At 35.3% G+C, this 15,738-nt stretch carries 16 protein-coding genes and 1 riboswitch; of the genes, 11 read left to right on the top strand and 5 right to left on the bottom strand.

Annotated features, from left to right (window positions below; all coding sequences use genetic code 11):
• Nucleotides 1–48: 48 nt before the first annotated feature.
• On the bottom strand, nt 49–306 hold the full coding sequence (locus tag NSS71_RS13030) for a DUF6154 family protein (RefSeq protein ID WP_047944536.1): 258 nt from the start codon (nt 304–306) through the stop codon (nt 49–51).
• A gap of 348 nt (nt 307–654) precedes the next feature.
• On the opposite strand from NSS71_RS13030, the gene ytkD reads away from it, so the two are divergent.
• From ytkD to asnB, 5 genes are all read left to right on the top strand, one after another.
• A complete protein-coding gene (gene ytkD, locus NSS71_RS13025) occupies nt 655–1,137 on the top strand; it encodes an RNA deprotection pyrophosphohydrolase (RefSeq protein ID WP_047944535.1) in 483 nt (160 codons plus the stop codon).
• A gap of 31 nt (nt 1,138–1,168) precedes the next feature.
• On the top strand, nt 1,169–1,960 hold the full coding sequence (locus NSS71_RS13020) for an alpha/beta hydrolase family protein (RefSeq protein WP_341151751.1): 792 nt from the start codon (nt 1,169–1,171) through the stop codon (nt 1,958–1,960).
• 111 nt (nt 1,961–2,071) lie between these two features.
• On the top strand, nt 2,072–2,314 hold the full coding sequence (locus tag NSS71_RS13015; RefSeq protein WP_047944553.1) for a DUF2584 domain-containing protein: 243 nt from the start codon (nt 2,072–2,074) through the stop codon (nt 2,312–2,314).
• A gap of 68 nt (nt 2,315–2,382) precedes the next feature.
• Nucleotides 2,383–2,543: riboswitch (SAM riboswitch) on the top strand.
• Nucleotides 2,544–2,859: 316 nt separating this feature from the next.
• A complete protein-coding gene (gene metK, locus NSS71_RS13010) occupies nt 2,860–4,059 on the top strand; it encodes a methionine adenosyltransferase (protein WP_047944533.1) in 1,200 nt (399 codons plus the stop codon).
• Nucleotides 4,060–4,602: 543 nt separating this feature from the next.
• Nucleotides 4,603–6,504: an asparagine synthase (glutamine-hydrolyzing) gene (asnB, locus tag NSS71_RS13005; RefSeq protein ID WP_144545036.1), complete on the top strand. Its 1,902-nt coding sequence runs from the start codon at nt 4,603–4,605 to the stop codon at nt 6,502–6,504.
• Here the strand turns inward: asnB and NSS71_RS13000 are convergent.
• Nucleotides 6,494–7,345: a C39 family peptidase gene (locus tag NSS71_RS13000; RefSeq protein WP_047944531.1), complete on the bottom strand. Its 852-nt coding sequence runs from the start codon at nt 7,343–7,345 to the stop codon at nt 6,494–6,496. The two genes, asnB and NSS71_RS13000, sit on opposite strands and share 11 nt — an antisense overlap.
• A 415-nt stretch (nt 7,346–7,760) precedes the next feature.
• Between NSS71_RS13000 and NSS71_RS12995 the strand changes: the two genes are divergently transcribed.
• Together NSS71_RS12995 and NSS71_RS12990 are read left to right on the top strand one after the other, a co-directional pair.
• Entirely contained in the window at nt 7,761–8,564 is an 804-nt protein-coding gene (locus tag NSS71_RS12995; RefSeq protein WP_047944530.1) for an alpha/beta hydrolase, read from the top strand.
• A gap of 14 nt (nt 8,565–8,578) precedes the next feature.
• The gene (locus NSS71_RS12990) at nt 8,579–9,673 is read left to right on the top strand and encodes a tetraprenyl-beta-curcumene synthase family protein (protein ID WP_047944529.1); all 1,095 of its coding nucleotides are present in this window, start codon (nt 8,579–8,581) and stop codon (nt 9,671–9,673) included.
• 153 nt (nt 9,674–9,826) lie between these two features.
• Here the strand turns inward: NSS71_RS12990 and NSS71_RS12985 are convergent, their stop codons facing one another.
• Both NSS71_RS12985 and NSS71_RS12980 read right to left on the bottom strand, forming a co-directional pair.
• A complete protein-coding gene (locus tag NSS71_RS12985) occupies nt 9,827–10,399 on the bottom strand; it encodes a tRNA (mnm(5)s(2)U34)-methyltransferase (RefSeq protein WP_047944524.1) in 573 nt (190 codons plus the stop codon).
• Nucleotides 10,396–11,361 carry a TIGR01212 family radical SAM protein gene (locus NSS71_RS12980; protein WP_047944523.1) on the bottom strand — a complete coding sequence of 322 codons (966 nt, stop codon included), beginning with the start codon at nt 11,359–11,361 and terminating at the stop codon, nt 10,396–10,398. The genes NSS71_RS12985 and NSS71_RS12980 overlap by 4 nt, the downstream gene beginning before the upstream one ends.
• A gap of 196 nt (nt 11,362–11,557) precedes the next feature.
• Here NSS71_RS12980 and NSS71_RS12975 point away from each other — a divergent pair, with 196 nt between their 5' ends.
• Both NSS71_RS12975 and NSS71_RS12970 read left to right on the top strand, forming a co-directional pair.
• Nucleotides 11,558–11,821, top strand: a complete 264-nt coding sequence (locus NSS71_RS12975; RefSeq protein ID WP_047944522.1) for a YtzC family protein — start codon at nt 11,558–11,560, stop codon at nt 11,819–11,821.
• 12 nt (nt 11,822–11,833) lie between these two features.
• Nucleotides 11,834–11,998, top strand: a complete 165-nt coding sequence (locus tag NSS71_RS12970; protein ID WP_047944521.1) for a hypothetical protein — start codon at nt 11,834–11,836, stop codon at nt 11,996–11,998.
• Between the two features lie 51 nt (nt 11,999–12,049).
• Here NSS71_RS12970 and NSS71_RS12965 read toward each other — a convergent pair whose 3' ends face one another.
• On the bottom strand, nt 12,050–13,255 hold the full coding sequence (locus NSS71_RS12965) for an MDR family MFS transporter (RefSeq protein WP_047944520.1): 1,206 nt from the start codon (nt 13,253–13,255) through the stop codon (nt 12,050–12,052).
• A 261-nt stretch (nt 13,256–13,516) separates the two neighbouring features.
• Here NSS71_RS12965 and NSS71_RS12960 point away from each other — a divergent pair, with 261 nt between their 5' ends.
• Together NSS71_RS12960 and NSS71_RS12955 are read left to right on the top strand one after the other, a co-directional pair.
• Nucleotides 13,517–14,095 (top strand): histidine phosphatase family protein, encoded by a 579-nt coding sequence (locus NSS71_RS12960; RefSeq protein ID WP_047944519.1) that lies wholly within the window; start codon nt 13,517–13,519, stop codon nt 14,093–14,095.
• A 22-nt stretch (nt 14,096–14,117) separates the two neighbouring features.
• Nucleotides 14,118–15,284, top strand: coding sequence for an amidase (locus NSS71_RS12955; protein ID WP_047944518.1), 1,167 nt, complete (start codon nt 14,118–14,120; stop codon nt 15,282–15,284).
• Nucleotides 15,285–15,738: the final 454 nt, after the last annotated feature.

The following is a 15,738-nucleotide window of genomic DNA, read 5'->3' as shown; positions in this document are numbered from 1 at the left end:
TATCCTAAACATTTTGTTTGGGATGTCAAACAGCCTTTTTATAGAAAATTAATGGAGATTTCGATGGGTAAAGATTGGGTTATTCGGTTTTCGATAATCTTCACTTGCAAATTTACCCTTTAAACTTTCAATTAAATAAAGACCCATTAAATCATATAATTCTTGTTCATTTAATTCTTGGATTATATGTAATAAATCTTCTCTACTCATTTCCTCTAAAAAAGCAAAGGCAAGCATATCGATATCCTCTTCATCACCAGTTAATTTATTTTTATATAAGTTATATAGTTCATCTACAATTTTCATCATTGTTTCCTCCTATTTCAGCCAGTTTTAAATGTAACCGTTTTATTTAACCGTATTATATATGATTACATCCTATTATTACTAGCTATTATGTGAACATTATGTTAAAGAATAATACAAATATTCATGTGCCATTCTAATTACCATACATGAAAATTCACTCTGAAAATAAATATCATTAAGAACTGTCTCTTCTATAAAAAATATACCCTATTTTAGTGGAAAAAACTCCTGTTTCAATGGTAGTATTTGCTATGATAATAATAGACAGTAAATCAGCTTAATGGCATGCTGTTTGCTTTAGTATGCAAGCTACTTATATTAATAATACATAATAATGGAGTAGGTATGGAAATATTTTATGATCAAAACAACAATTTAGTGAAACTTTCATTTGTAAAAAATGAATGGAACGAAGAAGCAAGACATGTATTAGTTATCTGTCAGTATAAAGATCAATGGTTATTAACAAAACATAAGGAACGTGGATTGGAGTTTCCAGGTGGAAAGAGAGAAACGGGCGAAACTACTATTCAAACAGCTCAGAGAGAAGTGATGGAGGAAACAGGCGGCATTATAAAAAGTCTGCAATGGATTGCAGCTTATCAGGTTTTTGGGGAGGTTCCTTTTTTGAAGGATGTATTTTTTGCAAGAATCAGTCAGTTAAGCTCCAAAGAGGATTATCTTGAGACAGATGGTCCTGTTTTGATTACTGGCAATATAATAAAAAAGCGATGGAAAGATTCCTTTAGTTTTATTATGCAGGATGAGGTCATCCAATTTTGTATATCTTATATTGAAAATGAATTATTAAGCAAAAAGAAGGGGTAATATAGGAGAAAAAAGGAAAGGAGCAGATAGTATGCAAAATGGCGATATAATAGAGAAAATTCGATTTCCATCTCCTAACCCTTCCATTGATTTATTTTTAGTTACTTATTATGTCGATGGTTTACGAGTAAAAGGAATGCTCGCTTCACCAAATGATGGGAAAACTTATGACGGCTTTCTTTATCTAAGAGGGGGTATAAAAAATGTTGGCAAAGTCCGTCCGGGAAGAATTATTCAATTTGCATCCGAAGGCTTTGTAGTCTTTGCTCCCTTTTATAGAGGGAATCAGGGTGGCGATGGAAATGAAGATTTTGCAGGAGAAGATAAAAATGATGCTATAGCAGCATTTACACTCCTTAAGAATTTATCGAATGTTCAGGATGTCCATGTATTTGGTTTTTCAAGAGGAGGAGTTATGGCTCTATTTGTAGGTATTTACTGCCCTGTAAAATCAATTGTTACATGGGGCGGCGTAAGCGATATGTTCTTAACATACGAAGAACGTAAAGATTTGCGCAGGATGATTAAACGAGTTATCGGGGGAACTCCTTCTAAATATCCAGACAGATATGAAGAAAGAACTCCGCTTTATCAATTAGAACAAATAAATGCTCCTACTCTTATTATTCATGGGAAGCTGGATAAAAATGTTTCGATTGATCATAGTCTCAAATTAGAAGAAAGATTAAAACAACTCGGAAAAGAAGTAGACTCTTGGTATTTTCCAGAGTTTACTCATTACTTTCCTCCAGCTACAAATCGAAAAGTGGTCACATCCTTAACCAGTTGGATGAAAAAACAAACGGAAAGGATGGTAAAATAAAAAATAAGCTTTATTATCTTAGTTGATGTTCCGATTTTATGGTCATGCAAGGAGCCTTGATTGCCGGTAACATATTACGAAAGAGAAAAAAATAGAGAAGGGGAATGTAAAATGGGCATGCCTTTAGAATTAAATACAATGATTGTTACAAAGGGAAAAGAAATAAGATTAGAAGAAAATTTATTTTTGTTAGAAAAAGAAGATTATCGTTTATATCCAATGAATATCCCGTTAGAGGTAAGAAGAACAAAAACTGCTGAGATATCGGGGATTGCTACGATTGAAAAATTAGAATGGGAAAAGAATAAAACATCGATTACTTATAAATTGATTTCATTAAATTCCACAAATTAATGAATAAAGTGAAAAATGATTGACATGTATTGATGGATTAAGCTATCATTTTACCTTGAACGGATACTCTCTTATCCTGAGCTGGTGGAGGGACTGGCCCGATGAAACCCAGCAACCTACTATGTGAAGAAAATTACTGAATCATTCATGTTTACATGTAATGGGACAGACATTCTCTTAGGAAAGGTGCTAACCTGAAGCAAGGAAATTCTTCCTTGAACGATAAGAGTGAAAGGTGCGAATTGATTTTACTAGGAGCCTTTTCACTAATGAAAAGGTTTTTTGTGTAAAATGAATTATTTATCTTTTATAAAAATGTATATTTTTAGATGTGTGTTTTTATTAGAAACAAAAATCTTCGTTATATATATTATATTTTTAAACATTTTTTCAGTTTTACATATAATAATGCACGGAATTGACTTCGGATAAAAACGCCATTTTTACTTCATACTATCTAGGGAATGAGTACCGTATCAAGATAAGGTTAAGGAGTGCAGGAAGAAACCACACTCTACTTTTTTCTAAAATAAGGAGGAAATCAGATGTCAACAAAACGTCGCTTGTTTACTTCTGAATCGGTAACTGAAGGTCACCCAGATAAAATTTGTGATCAAATTTCAGATGCTATTTTGGACGCTATATTGGCTAAAGATGCTAATGCAAGAGTTGCTGCTGAAACTTCTGTAACAACAGGTCTAGTACTCGTTGCAGGTGAAATAACTACTTCTACATATGTGGATATTCCAAAAATTGTTCGTGAAACGATTAAAGAAATAGGATATACACGTGCAAAGTATGGATTTGATGCAGAAACAAGTGCAGTATTAACTTCTATTGACGAGCAATCCGCTGATATCGCATTAGGGGTAGACCAAGCTCTAGAAGCTCGTGAAGGTAAGATGACGGATGAGGAAATAGAAGCAATTGGTGCAGGAGATCAAGGCTTAATGTTCGGATTTGCATGTAATGAAACTAAGGAACTTATGCCTTTACCCATTTCGTTAGCACATAAATTATCAAGAAGACTAGCTGAGGTTAGAAAAGAAGAAATCTTACCATATCTACGTCCAGATGGTAAAACACAAGTTACAGTCGAATATGATGAGAATAATAAACCAGTGCGCATTGATACAATTGTAATTAGCACACAGCATCATCCTGAAGTGACATTAGAACAAATTCAGCGCAATATTAAGGAATATGTAATCAATCCTGTTGTACCAGCTGAATTAATCGATGAAAACACGAAGTATTTTATTAATCCTACTGGACGCTTCGTGATTGGCGGACCACAAGGTGATGCTGGATTAACTGGACGTAAAATCATCGTTGATACATATGGTGGATATGCACGGCACGGCGGTGGAGCGTTTTCAGGAAAGGATCCAACAAAAGTTGACCGTTCCGCAGCTTATGCAGCACGTTATGTAGCAAAGAATATTGTCGCTGCAGGATTAGCTGATAAAGTAGAAGTACAATTAGCGTATGCAATCGGCGTAGCGCAGCCAGTATCTATTTCTGTTGATACGTTTGGCACAGGGATTGTCTCAGAAGATAAACTAGTAGAAGCAGTTCGTGAAAATTTTGACCTGCGCCCAGCAGGAATTATTAAAATGCTCGATCTTCGCAAACCAATATACAGACAAACAGCCGCTTACGGACATTTTGGCCGTACGGACATCGATCTACCATGGGAACGTACAGATAGAGCAGAGCTAGTAAAAAAAGCAGTAGAAGCATAAAAATTATTTCTTTTTGTTAACAAAAAGGGTATATGAAAATTAGCATTACAATTTCATGCATTGCTTAAAGTGGTAGGGGTGAGACTCCTGTGGGATTAGCGAGACAGTCTGAGCCCCTGCAGGTTGAAGGCAAACTGCGGCTCAGCGCGTGCTCACGGAAAGCAGCATTCCGATTCAAAGTGATTAATATATATGCTATACTCAAACTTCTTCTTCCAAAATACAGGAGTTTGCGGTTAATCTGAAAGAAGTTACAAGAAAGTGTAACTTCTTTCTTTTTTTTTCGTCTAATACTTAATGATGACAATTGTTTTACATGTATAAAAAATAAGGATGGAAATGCTAATAACTGATTTATATATTTACACTATTTATGTTAAAATAGAAGACTAAGTGAAGATTTTATAAAACTTATTACCTATTAACATCTATTCTATTTAAGCGTATAGTAAAAAATTGATTATAGTTCTGCTATTAGAACAATGAGTTAGTTATAGATGTCTCAATGCATGTAGGAAAAGAAATGGAGAAGGTGAGAGCAATATGTGTGGTTTTGTTGGCTGTGTACATGAAAAAGCACAGAACTTTCAAGAAGAACAAAAAGAACTATTTGCAGGAATGAATCGTGTTATAACACATAGAGGTCCTGACGATGAAGGATATTATTATGATAACCACATTCAATTCGGTTTTCGCCGATTAAGTATCATCGATATTGAAAGTGGGCATCAGCCTTTAACATATGAAAATGAACGTTATTGGATAATCTTTAACGGAGAAGTATATAACTATTTAGAAATAAGAGAAGAGTTAGTGAAGGCGGGATTGACCTTCCAAACAAATTCAGATACAGAAGTAATTATTGCTTTATATAGCCATGAAAAGGAAAAAGCGGTAGAGAAATTACGTGGTATGTTCTCTTTTATCATTTGGGATAAACAAGAAGAAACATTATATGGAGCACGCGATCCGTTTGGAATTAAACCATTCTTTTATTTTGATGACGGAGAGAAAACATACTTTGCTTCTGAGAAGAAAAGTATATCATTGGCATTAGAAAGTGATGTTATTGATTATCGTTCTCTGCAGCATTATTTAACCTATCAATTTGTTCCTGAGCCTTATACGATGTCAGAGGGAATTAAAAAGCTAGAACCAGGCCATTATTTTACCAAAAAAATTGGTAAGCCAATGGAGATTAAACGTTATTGGAGAGCATCCTTTAAACCTGTTGTAAAGCAAGAGGACGAGTATACAAAAGAAATTAAAGATGTGTTGTTTGATAGTGTGAAAATGCATATGAGAAGTGATGTTCCTGTTGGATCATTCCTTTCAGGAGGCATTGATTCATCCATTATTGCCAGTATTGCCAAGGAATTCCATCCAAACATTAAAACATTTTCTGTAGGATTTGAACATAATGGATTCAGTGAAATCGATGTAGCAAAAGAAACAGCTGATAAATTAGGATTAAAAAATATTAGTTATATCATTACTCCACAGGAATATATGAACGAAATTCCGAGAATTATGTGGCATATGGATGATCCTTTAGCAGATCCAGCTTGTGTGCCATTATATTTTGTTGCCCGTGAAGCAAGAAAGCATGTAACAGTTGTTCTATCTGGAGAAGGTGCAGATGAATTATTTGGTGGATATAATATTTATCGGGAACCACAATCTCTTGAAGTATTTAATAAAATTCCGAATGTCGGAAAAAAATTGTTACGAGCTGTAGCAAATATTCTTCCAGAAGGCGTGAAAGGAAAAAGTTTTATTGAACGCGGAGTTACACCGATGGAAGAAAGATATATTGGAAACGCGAAAATGTTCTCTGAGTTGGAAAAAGAAAAACTACTTTCTGTCTACAACAATGGTTTGCATTATCGTGATATTACTAATCCATTATATGAAGAAAGCAGAGGGTATGATCCTGTGGATCGTATGCAGTTTATTGACATTCATACGTGGATGCGTGGGGATATTTTATTAAAAGCGGATAAAATGACGATGGCTCATTCACTAGAATTACGGGTACCATTTTTAGATAAAGAGGTCTTTAAGGTTGCTTCTAAAATTCCTACTTCCTTAAAAACGGCGGATGGTACAACAAAATATATTTTACGAAAAGCAGCAGAATCCTTTGTTCCAGAGCATGTACTAAATCGTAAAAAGCTAGGTTTCCCTGTTCCAATTCGTCATTGGTTAAAAGATGAAATGAATGACTGGGCGAAAAACATTATTAAAGAAAGTGATACAGATCACTTATTAAATAAATCGGTTGTTCTACAGTTGCTAGAAGACCATTGTCAAGGTAAAGCAGACAATAGCCGTAAAATATGGACCGTACTGATGTTCATGGTTTGGCACAGTATTTATATTGAAAAAAAATATTCCTTCGAAAAGGAATATTTAAAAGAAGGAAAGGTAGCAATTAAGAATTAATCGTAATTGCTTGACTTCCCATTTGCACCCAGGATTCTTTGAAATCCTTTATGGGTGCTTTTTTATTTTTTTCTCCTGTAAGTGGATCATTAAAGTAGACAAATGTTTCATCATAGCCAGTAATAAGAACCGAGTGCTCTGAATAAGTTATTTTTACAGTTCCGCTTGGTGTGTTCCATGTCCGGAATTGGCTCTCTGGTAACTTTTTGAATGTTGAATTTGTAATGACCCATACAGGTCGATTATTTGATAGATGATTTTTTATTTCCTCAAAATCAGATCCAGTGAAATCGACAATAGAGTCTGGTAAATATTTCTCCGCTAATGCAGCAATTGGTTTATGGTATACACCTAAACCTGGACCGCTTAATGAGTACATATCCCCAATAAATCCATCATTCGGATGTCCATAATAAATTTTACCATCGACTCTTGTATAGGGAGTAGTATCTTTTTTAATTTGCTTTGCTAGTGTCATTTTATCGACATCTACATCTGCATATTGAAGCAGCATAGCAAGACTTGTTACCTCACAGCCTCGTGGAAGCTCTGGTAACTGGTTTAAAATAGGCGCATCTAATAATACAGATTCTTTTATTAAATTTGTTTCCTCTTTTATGGATATGAGGGCTTTTCGAGTATTCTGTGTGGCAAACTCCTTCGCATAAACAATTGCTTGATAGCCGTCTCTATTTATAAGTAGAAAACTAATTGCAATCATGGCGAATATCGTAAATAAATAGAGACTTTTGACAAAGATGCTTAGTTTATTTCTTACTAATAAATATAATAAGAAAAATAAAGTAATCAATGAAATTACTATTATTGTATTTGATTCCATTTAAATATCACCTAATCAATTTCTTTATTAAATTATATCGGCTTGAAAAAAAGTTCTTTTAGAAAATATATAAATTGTCACAAAATTTCCTTTCTTTAAGTTAATGTGGGAACTTTCTAAAAAAATGGTAACCATTTTTGCGTTCCTTTTCCCTATTTTTCGACAAATGAAACCATTTTAGTATACCATTTTTTTTGAATAATGATGAGGTTTGTATTATAAAGGTACATTTCTAAGTAATTTGCTATAATTAAAGTAACTTTGGCTCATAATAAAAAAGCTGATCTTCGTTTATTCGCATTTATTATAATGATTATATTACAAAGCAAATTTTTATTTTTTCTCAATAATTTGCTGGTTTGTTAAAGTTGGATAAAGCTAATTTAGATTTTTTACATGGGATGGAGGAGCTTTTATGTGGAAATGGGAAGCTGAGGGAAACGCGAAAGCGGTCATTGTTATTGTTCATGGAGCAATGGAGCACCATGGTAGATATGGCTGGCTTATCGAAATGTTTCGGTTAGCTGGTTTTCATGTTGTAATGGGAGATCTTCCTGGACAGGGAATGACAACTAGATCTGATCGAGGACATATTGATTCATTTGATGAATATACAATAGAAATTAAAGACTGGATTCAAGCTGCCTATCAATTTGATCTGCCTATTTTTTTATTAGGGCATAGTATGGGTGGCCTTGCTTCTATCAGACTTCTCCAACAGGAGAAATTAAAGATAGCAGGCTTGATTTTATCTTCACCATGCTTAGGGCTGATTAATTACCCCTCCAAGCTGATGAGTTTAGTATCACTTCTCTTGAATAAAGTGGCCCCAAAGCTAAGGGTTAATTCCGGTTTAACGATTGATATGGCAACTCGTAATGCAGAAGTAAGAGAAATTGATTCAAATGATACCTTATATATAACAAAAGTTTCTATCAGATGGTACCGAGAATTGATTAATGCAACAAAGAAAGCCTTTGAAGACATAGCCAATACGCAAGACTTGCCCCTTTTGCTTATGCAAGGCGGCGGCGATTTAGTTGTAGATAAAAAAATGGTAAAAACCTGGTTCAATATGATACCATTATCTGAAAAGAGATATAAAGAATGGCCAGAGTTTTATCATGAAATTTTTAATGAGCCAGAAAGAGATGAAGTTTTTGAATACACGAAGGATTTTATTAATAGTCAATTGAAAGCAATTGGTTATATTGTATAAGCGAGGTTTTTTATATGTCAGTTCCAAAGATGCCATTAACATTAATGTCAAAAGTTTACTTAAAGGTTTTTCCAGTTGTCCATCAGGAATTAAGTTATTGGACGCAAAGGGCAGGGAGTATTCCTAATTTAGAATTAAGAAAACAAGCATTAGCAAGTATTGAGAATAAAACATTTCATTGTGAAGGTGGCTCCATCATGGCTCTAATTGCCATGAGTAAGTACAAAGAAGTGATTAAATTTATTGTAGCCTACCAAACGATAAGTGATTATTTAGATAATCTTTGTGATCGAAGCACTTCGCTTGACCCGAAAGATTTTTCTGCTTTACATGAATCAATGGAACACGCTTTAACAGTTGGAGCTAAACCAAGTAATTATTATCGTTATCGAGAGGATCAAGATGATGGAGGCTATTTATATGATTTAGCTAAGACATGCAGAGATACGCTGTCAAAGCTGCAGAATTACGGAAGCATTAAGGAACAGCTTTTAGAATTATGCCGCTACTACTGTGATTTACAGATACATAAACATGTGATAATGGAAGAACGGATTCCTCGACTGAAATTTTGGTTTGAAAAAAATAAAAATCATGTCCCTAAAATGGAGTGGTATGAATTTTCTGCTTGCTCTGGCTCGACTTTAGGAATTTTTTGCTTAGTCTCTTATGCATTTCGTGATGATTTTGATGATTCTTATCCGGCGCTAATTCGAGATGGATATTTTCCTTATATTCAAGGACTGCATATCTTACTGGACTATTTTATCGATCAAGAAGAGGATAAAATAGGTGGCGACTTAAACTTTTGTTTCTATTATAAAAATGAAGAGGAATTATTTAATCGTTTAAAGCATTTTGTAACAGAAGCCGATCGCCATACTAATAAACTCCCTCATCAAAAATTTCATAAACTGATTAACAGAGGTTTATTAGGCGTCTATTTATCTGATGAGAAGGTAAATAAGCAACGAAATATCCGCAAACTTGCTAAAAACATGATAAGGACATCTGGTCCAATCGGTTATTTTTTCTATCTGAACGGAAGAGCCTATAGAAAGTTTCAAAAAGTAATACCGATTGGAGCATTGAGAGCATTGAGCAAATAAAAATAGACAAACTCCCTGGAAGTGGAGTTTGTCTATTTTTACTCTATTGAGCTATGGGCACTTGTTATCCGCAGGAGAAAAACGTCCATAGCTCCATTCCATTTCATTTCGTTTTTAAAGGTATCCTTTGGTAGGAAGTTATAAATATTAATACTACTTTTTCTCAATCGCGATAATAAAAGGAGGATTATTAATGCCGTTTATAAACTGATAACGAAGCACATGAGCTTCCTGTTGATTTATATTTTCAACATAGGTAATAAGTTTGTCCCGTTCAATAGCTCCCTCTGGATGACCATGATAAATCACTAATACAATAATTCCTTCTTTAGACAGGATTTGAAGTAGCTGTTCGATTGCGGCAATAGTTGTTTCAGCCTTTGTGACAATCGACTTGTCCCCACCAGGTAAGTAGCCTAGATTAAAAACAGCTCCTGTGACTTTTCCGTGGTACTGAGAAGGAATCACATTCATTATATGCTCATGTCCGCACAAATGAAGAGAAGCAGCTTCTTGCAATGCTTGATTAATTAGCTTGTCCTTTGTCGCCAGTAAAGCAGCTTCCTGAATATCAAAGCTGAATACCTTTCCTTTTTTTCCAACAAGATTGGCTAAAAAAACGGTATCATGACCATTTCCCATTGTAGCATCGATTGCAATATCTCCGGCCGATATTGCTTTTTCCAATAATTGATGAGCAAATGGAATGACTCTGTCTAACTTCATTGTGTCACCTTCTTATTTGCCTGATAAAATTTACCTTGCCAGCTATTGCGGCTTTTTAATTCTGCATCAATTTTGTTTAACACTTCCCACTTATTTACACTCCACATTGGTCCAACCATTAATTCAATTGGTCCATCTCCAGTAATTCGGTGAATAATCATTTCTGGTGGTAATATTTCTAATTGATCGCAAACCAATGATATATATTGATCAAATGTTAAAAATTCCAGGAGGCCCTTTTCATATTGCTTGACCATCGGAGTTCCCTTTAATAAATGAAGCAAATGGATTTTAATTCCTTGTACATCTAGCTCGCTAACGCTTTTGGCTGTTTCCATCATCATTTCGTTCGTTTCCATTGGTAAACCATTAATAATATGGGAGCAAATACGAATATTATGCTTTCTCAGCTTATTAACGCCTTCCACATATGTTTGAAAATCATGAGCCCGATTAATAAGGTTTGCGGTTTTTTCATGAACGGTTTGAAGACCTAGTTCTACCCATAAATAAGTACGTTCATTTAGTTCAGCTAAATACTCGACAACATCATCTGGTAAACAATCTGGGCGTGTTGCGATAGAAAGACCAACGACATTTTCCTGCTTAAGCACCACTTCATATTTTTCTCGAAGTACATCAACAGGAGCATGAGTATTGGTGTACGCTTGAAAATAGGCCATATACTTTCCGTCTTTCCATTTCGTATGCATTTTGTTTTTTATATCATGGAATTGCTTTTCAAGGCTATCCACACGATTGCCAGCAAAATCGCCAGAACCAGCTGCACTGCAAAAGGTGCATCCACCATGAGCTACCGTGCCATCTCTATTCGGACAATCAAAGCCGCCATCTAGGGCGATTTTGAAAACTTTGTGACCGAATTCATTTCGAAGATGATAATTCCATGTATGATATCTCTTATTATCAGAGGCAAATGGGAATGGGTTATTCTGATTCATATCAGTGTAACCTCCTAAGTAATTTTAATTCTTTTTTTTGTCATTTCCACCTAAGCATTTTAACATGACTCAGTACTTTATCCAACAGAATTTCTTCATCAGTTAAGAAAAGGAAGTAATAGGAGAGGGACATTAGACAGATACTACTTGTGAAGCAATCTGCTTCTAATTGAAAAGATTGTTGGGAGGTTATTTTTTGGCTACTCGTGATTCCATGAGCGACTTACTACAAAGATGTAATGATGTAATCAATTTTGCAGAGCAGCAATATGAAGCAGCAAGACGTCAGGAACATTTTAATGATACGGAATATACGGATGCACAAATGCAATTAGAGAATATTTACAATGATTTGCACACGATGGATCGCAGTGCAAACCAGCAGCAAAGAGAAGAACTGCATCGCATGCGATTATTGATAGAGCAAATGCAAAATCAAATGACATTAAGATTGCATTAAGGGGGAATTAAAATGGATAAACGTTCGAAGAAAAATAATCCAGAACAAAAAACACGTAATGGGATAAATAATCAGGATGTAGAGCTGGGGAAAGATGTTGATCTAATAAAAGCAGCCAAAAAGAAATATGAGAATTCTGGAGGCCAGCCTGCTAAATCCAAATCAAGACAAGAATAATTTATTAATAAAAAATGTCCCAACGGCATGAAGACTGTTGGGACATTTATATCAATTTGTTTTAGGCGTTAACTTAGAAGCTTCTTTTGTTGGATAATCATAGAAAAAGGCTGTAAACAAGCTAATTACAAGCAGTACGACTAATATAGGCACAAGCAAAGTCATACCACTGCTGTCTACAAGCATGCCTCCGACAAGTGGACCAATCATTCTGCCACCAGTTGCTGTACTGTTTACGATTCCTTGGAAAAATCCTTCCTTCCCTTTAGGAGCCAGCTTATCAGCAATGGTCGGAACTGCTGGCCAAATAAGCATTTCTCCGATTGTTAAGATAATCATCGCCGCAAGAAAACCAGTAAAGAATTCCGCTTTTCCTACAATAAGGAAGGAAACAATAAAAATGCCGATTCCAATAAGCATTTGTTTCTTTATAGATGTACAAACTTTTTTGGTGAAAAAAGAAATCAGCGGTTGGCCGAATACAATAAGACCACCATTAACAGCCCATAATAAACTATATTGTGTTAAAGGAATACCTAACTCCTGTGTATGGGTAGAAATGGTAGCTTGCCATTGGACATAGCATATCCAGCACAATAAATAACCCAATCCTAAAATTCCGAGAGAATACATAGCAGGACTGCCTTTTAACAAATGTTTTCCCTTTCTTTTAGAAGCAGTACCATTTGTAGAGGGAAGAACATCTGCTTTTACTTGAATGTTTTTATAACTAAAGAAGGCAATAAGGAAAAATACCCCATACATTAGGGTGTTTGACAAGAAGATTAATTGGAACGAATAAGAAGCGATAAAGCCGCCAATTGCTGATCCTAGTGCCACGCCAACGTTTTGCGCAACATAAATACTATTAAAAGCTTTTCTTCCTCCCTCTGGCCAAACATTCCCTGCCATTGCGTACATGCTAGGATATATAATACCTGATCCAAAACCAGATAACGTAAAGAATGTACAATAAGCTTCCCAATTGTGGAACAGAGTCAATCCTAGTAAAGAAAAGGCGGTTAAAGAGATTCCTAATAAGATGGACGGATATCCCCCTAATTTATCGTAAAGAATGCCTCCGATTAAATTACCGATAACACTTGCTCCTGAATTAAGCATAAGAATAAAACCTGCAACCGTAAGTGTTTTTCCTAAATGCTCATGAATGTATATACTATTTAAAGGCCAAAGTAAGGAAGATCCTGTAACGTTAACAGCCATTCCAATAACTAAAAGCCATAGAGAACGAGGCATAATAATGCTCCTTTTCAACTTTATTCTTAAATACCAAAATAAGTGTAGTTGCTTTTTAACAAACCTGCAATAGAATAGTGCCCATTTTTATATAGGCGGAATTTTCTGATAGAAAAGTGCGAGGAAAAGAGTTTTTGAAGAGTAAATTAAGAAGAAAAGTCAATTACAATAATTTTAATATTTAATTTGTTTGAAAAATAAGTATTTTTCTAATAAAGTAGTAATAACCCCCAAATTAAGCATGGAGAGAGGATAAAATAAATGACGAAAATATGTTTAATAAGGCATGGAGAAACAGATTGGAATGCACTGGGAAGGATTCAAGGAAAAACAGATATCCCTTTAAATGAAAATGGCAAGAAGCAGGCAGAACAATGCCGTGACTATTTAAAGCATTCAGAGTGGGATGTCATTGTTACAAGTCCTCTAAAAAGAGCAAAGCAAACGGCGTTGATTATAAATGAAGCTTTGCAACTAGAAGTAGTAGAAATGGATGAATTCATGGAGCGTAGTTTTGGCGATGCGGAAGGAAAAACAAGAGAGGAACGAGCGATTCTTTATCCAGATCACCAATATCCAAACCAGGAATCGAGAGAAGCTCTCGTAAAAAGACTAACGGACGGCCTCGAAAAAGTTATTTGCCGGTTTCCAGACGAAAAAGTATTGTTAGTTGCTCACGGTGCAGTTATCCATACATTATTAACCATAGTGTCAGAAGATTCGCTCAAAATAGAAAAATATTTATCAAATGCTTGTATTAGCAATATTCAGTATAAAGAGAAGCGTTGGGAAGTGAAAGATTACAACTTGGTTGATCATTTAGTGGAGATACCTGAATAATGATTGGAAGGGGCAGTGATCAATGAGCGATTTTGGTGCATATATCGATAAAAATATTTCATTGAAACCAATAAAACGAGGAAATTTGGATGGGTTGACTTTCGCTGTAAAGGATGTTTTTACAATTAAGGACTATCTTTCCTCTGCAGGAAATCCAGATTGGCTTTCTAGTCATCCCCCTGCTAAAGAAACAGCACCTGTGATAACTAGCTTGCTGAATAATGGTGCCCGGCTGCAGGGTACAACGATCACAGATGAATTGATGTATAGTTTAAATGGAGAGAATTTTCATTACGGAACTCCAGTCAATCCTAAGTCTCCTAATAGAATTCCAGGTGGTTCCTCCAGTGGTTCAGCTGTTACGGTTGCTGCTAAGCAGACGGATTTTTCCTTAGGGACAGATACAGGAGGATCGATAAGAATTCCATCTTCTTATTGTGGGATATATGGAATCCGCCCCTCCCATGGAGTAGTGAATATAGAAGGAGTCATCCCTCTTGCCAAAAGCTTTGATACCGTTGGATGGATGGCAAATGACGCAGAAATTCTAAATGAAGTTGGAAAAGTACTTTTACCTGTCCAAAGAGACGGCTCTTTTACGAGATTTATCATGGGAAGTGATGCATGGGCATTGGCCGACCAAGAAGTACATAAAGCTTTTGCTCCTTTATTGGAGAAATTAGAACAGTCGGTACCTAACTACGTAACAACGGTTATAGCAGAAGAAGGTCTACAAGAGTGGTCTGAAGTCTTTAGAATGTTGCAGGGCAGAGAAATTTGGCAAGAGCATGGAGAATGGATTCAAAAAGCAAAGCCTACGTTTGGTCCGGGAATAGCAGAAAGATTTAAGTGGGCTAGTACTATAAAAGACGAAGATTTAGCACCATATCATCAGTTGAGACGTAAAATTCAGCAAAGAATGGAAGAACTGCTTAAAGATGATGCAGTTTTGATCATTCCTACAGCTCCAGGAATCGCACCTCTTTTAAATCTACCTGTTTATGAATTAGAAGAAAGAAGAAAGCAAACCTTTCAGTTGTGCTGTATAGCAGGATTAACAGGTTTCCCCCAAGTGAACATACCATTAACTACAAGCAATGGAGTACCAGTAGGTCTTTCTTTTATAGCTGGTAGAAACCAAGATAGAAATTTACTTCAATTAGTAGCTGAGTGGGTAAAGAAATGGTAATGATATAACCTTAAAGGAAATATAGGCATATTATAAAAGAAGTAGTGAACCTAGTTTTTACAAGAGCGTACTAAGTACCGTATGTAAATGAATAAATACAAAAAGGAAGACCTTTTTTCTTGTAGAATTAAGTTGTTCCACACACAAATTCAAAGTAAGAGGGTCTTTCCTATGAACCAGTTAAGAACAGCTTTTGTCGATGGTCTAGTAAAAAAAACAAGAGATTACCGAACAATTTCGTTTATACCTTGAATAAGCAGTCCATGCGCTGCTTGCAGCCGAATTAACAGAAGAAAACACAAAAATTATATCTATTACGCACTTTACACGTTCTCCCATTACAAAGAAAGCAGATGATGTTTTATTAATAGGAACGAGAGAAAGTGTACTTCGAGGCGGTTCCTTGTCGACAAAGTTTACCCAATTATTGTCATTGATATGTTATGCTTGGGGG

Source organism: Niallia sp. FSL W8-0951 (genome assembly GCF_038006525.1).
GTDB classification, from domain to species: Bacteria; Bacillota; Bacilli; order Bacillales; family Cytobacillaceae; genus Niallia; species Niallia circulans.
Note: the sequence above shows the minus strand (reverse complement) of the source record. Positions and strands in the feature narration are given on the sequence as shown.

Excerpts from the sequence above, each read along its gene's own strand:
- NSS71_RS13030 (WP_047944536.1), bottom strand. The coding sequence starts at position 306 with ATGAAAATTGTAGATGAACTATATAACTTATATAAAAATAAATTAACT.
- ytkD (WP_047944535.1), top strand. The coding sequence starts at position 655 with ATGGAAATATTTTATGATCAAAACAACAATTTAGTGAAACTTTCATTT.
- NSS71_RS13020 (WP_341151751.1), top strand. The coding sequence starts at position 1,169 with ATGCAAAATGGCGATATAATAGAGAAAATTCGATTTCCATCTCCTAAC.
- NSS71_RS13015 (WP_047944553.1), top strand. The coding sequence starts at position 2,072 with ATGGGCATGCCTTTAGAATTAAATACAATGATTGTTACAAAGGGAAAA.
- metK (WP_047944533.1), top strand. The coding sequence starts at position 2,860 with ATGTCAACAAAACGTCGCTTGTTTACTTCTGAATCGGTAACTGAAGGT.
- asnB (WP_144545036.1), top strand. The coding sequence starts at position 4,603 with ATGTGTGGTTTTGTTGGCTGTGTACATGAAAAAGCACAGAACTTTCAA.
- NSS71_RS13000 (WP_047944531.1), bottom strand. The coding sequence starts at position 7,345 with ATGGAATCAAATACAATAATAGTAATTTCATTGATTACTTTATTTTTC.
- NSS71_RS12995 (WP_047944530.1), top strand. The coding sequence starts at position 7,761 with ATGTGGAAATGGGAAGCTGAGGGAAACGCGAAAGCGGTCATTGTTATT.
- NSS71_RS12990 (WP_047944529.1), top strand. The coding sequence starts at position 8,579 with ATGTCAGTTCCAAAGATGCCATTAACATTAATGTCAAAAGTTTACTTA.
- NSS71_RS12985 (WP_047944524.1), bottom strand. The coding sequence starts at position 10,399 with ATGAAGTTAGACAGAGTCATTCCATTTGCTCATCAATTATTGGAAAAA.
- NSS71_RS12980 (WP_047944523.1), bottom strand. The coding sequence starts at position 11,361 with ATGAATCAGAATAACCCATTCCCATTTGCCTCTGATAATAAGAGATAT.
- NSS71_RS12970 (WP_047944521.1), top strand. The coding sequence starts at position 11,834 with ATGGATAAACGTTCGAAGAAAAATAATCCAGAACAAAAAACACGTAAT.
- NSS71_RS12965 (WP_047944520.1), bottom strand. The coding sequence starts at position 13,255 with ATGCCTCGTTCTCTATGGCTTTTAGTTATTGGAATGGCTGTTAACGTT.
- NSS71_RS12960 (WP_047944519.1), top strand. The coding sequence starts at position 13,517 with ATGACGAAAATATGTTTAATAAGGCATGGAGAAACAGATTGGAATGCA.
- NSS71_RS12955 (WP_047944518.1), top strand. The coding sequence starts at position 14,118 with ATGAGCGATTTTGGTGCATATATCGATAAAAATATTTCATTGAAACCA.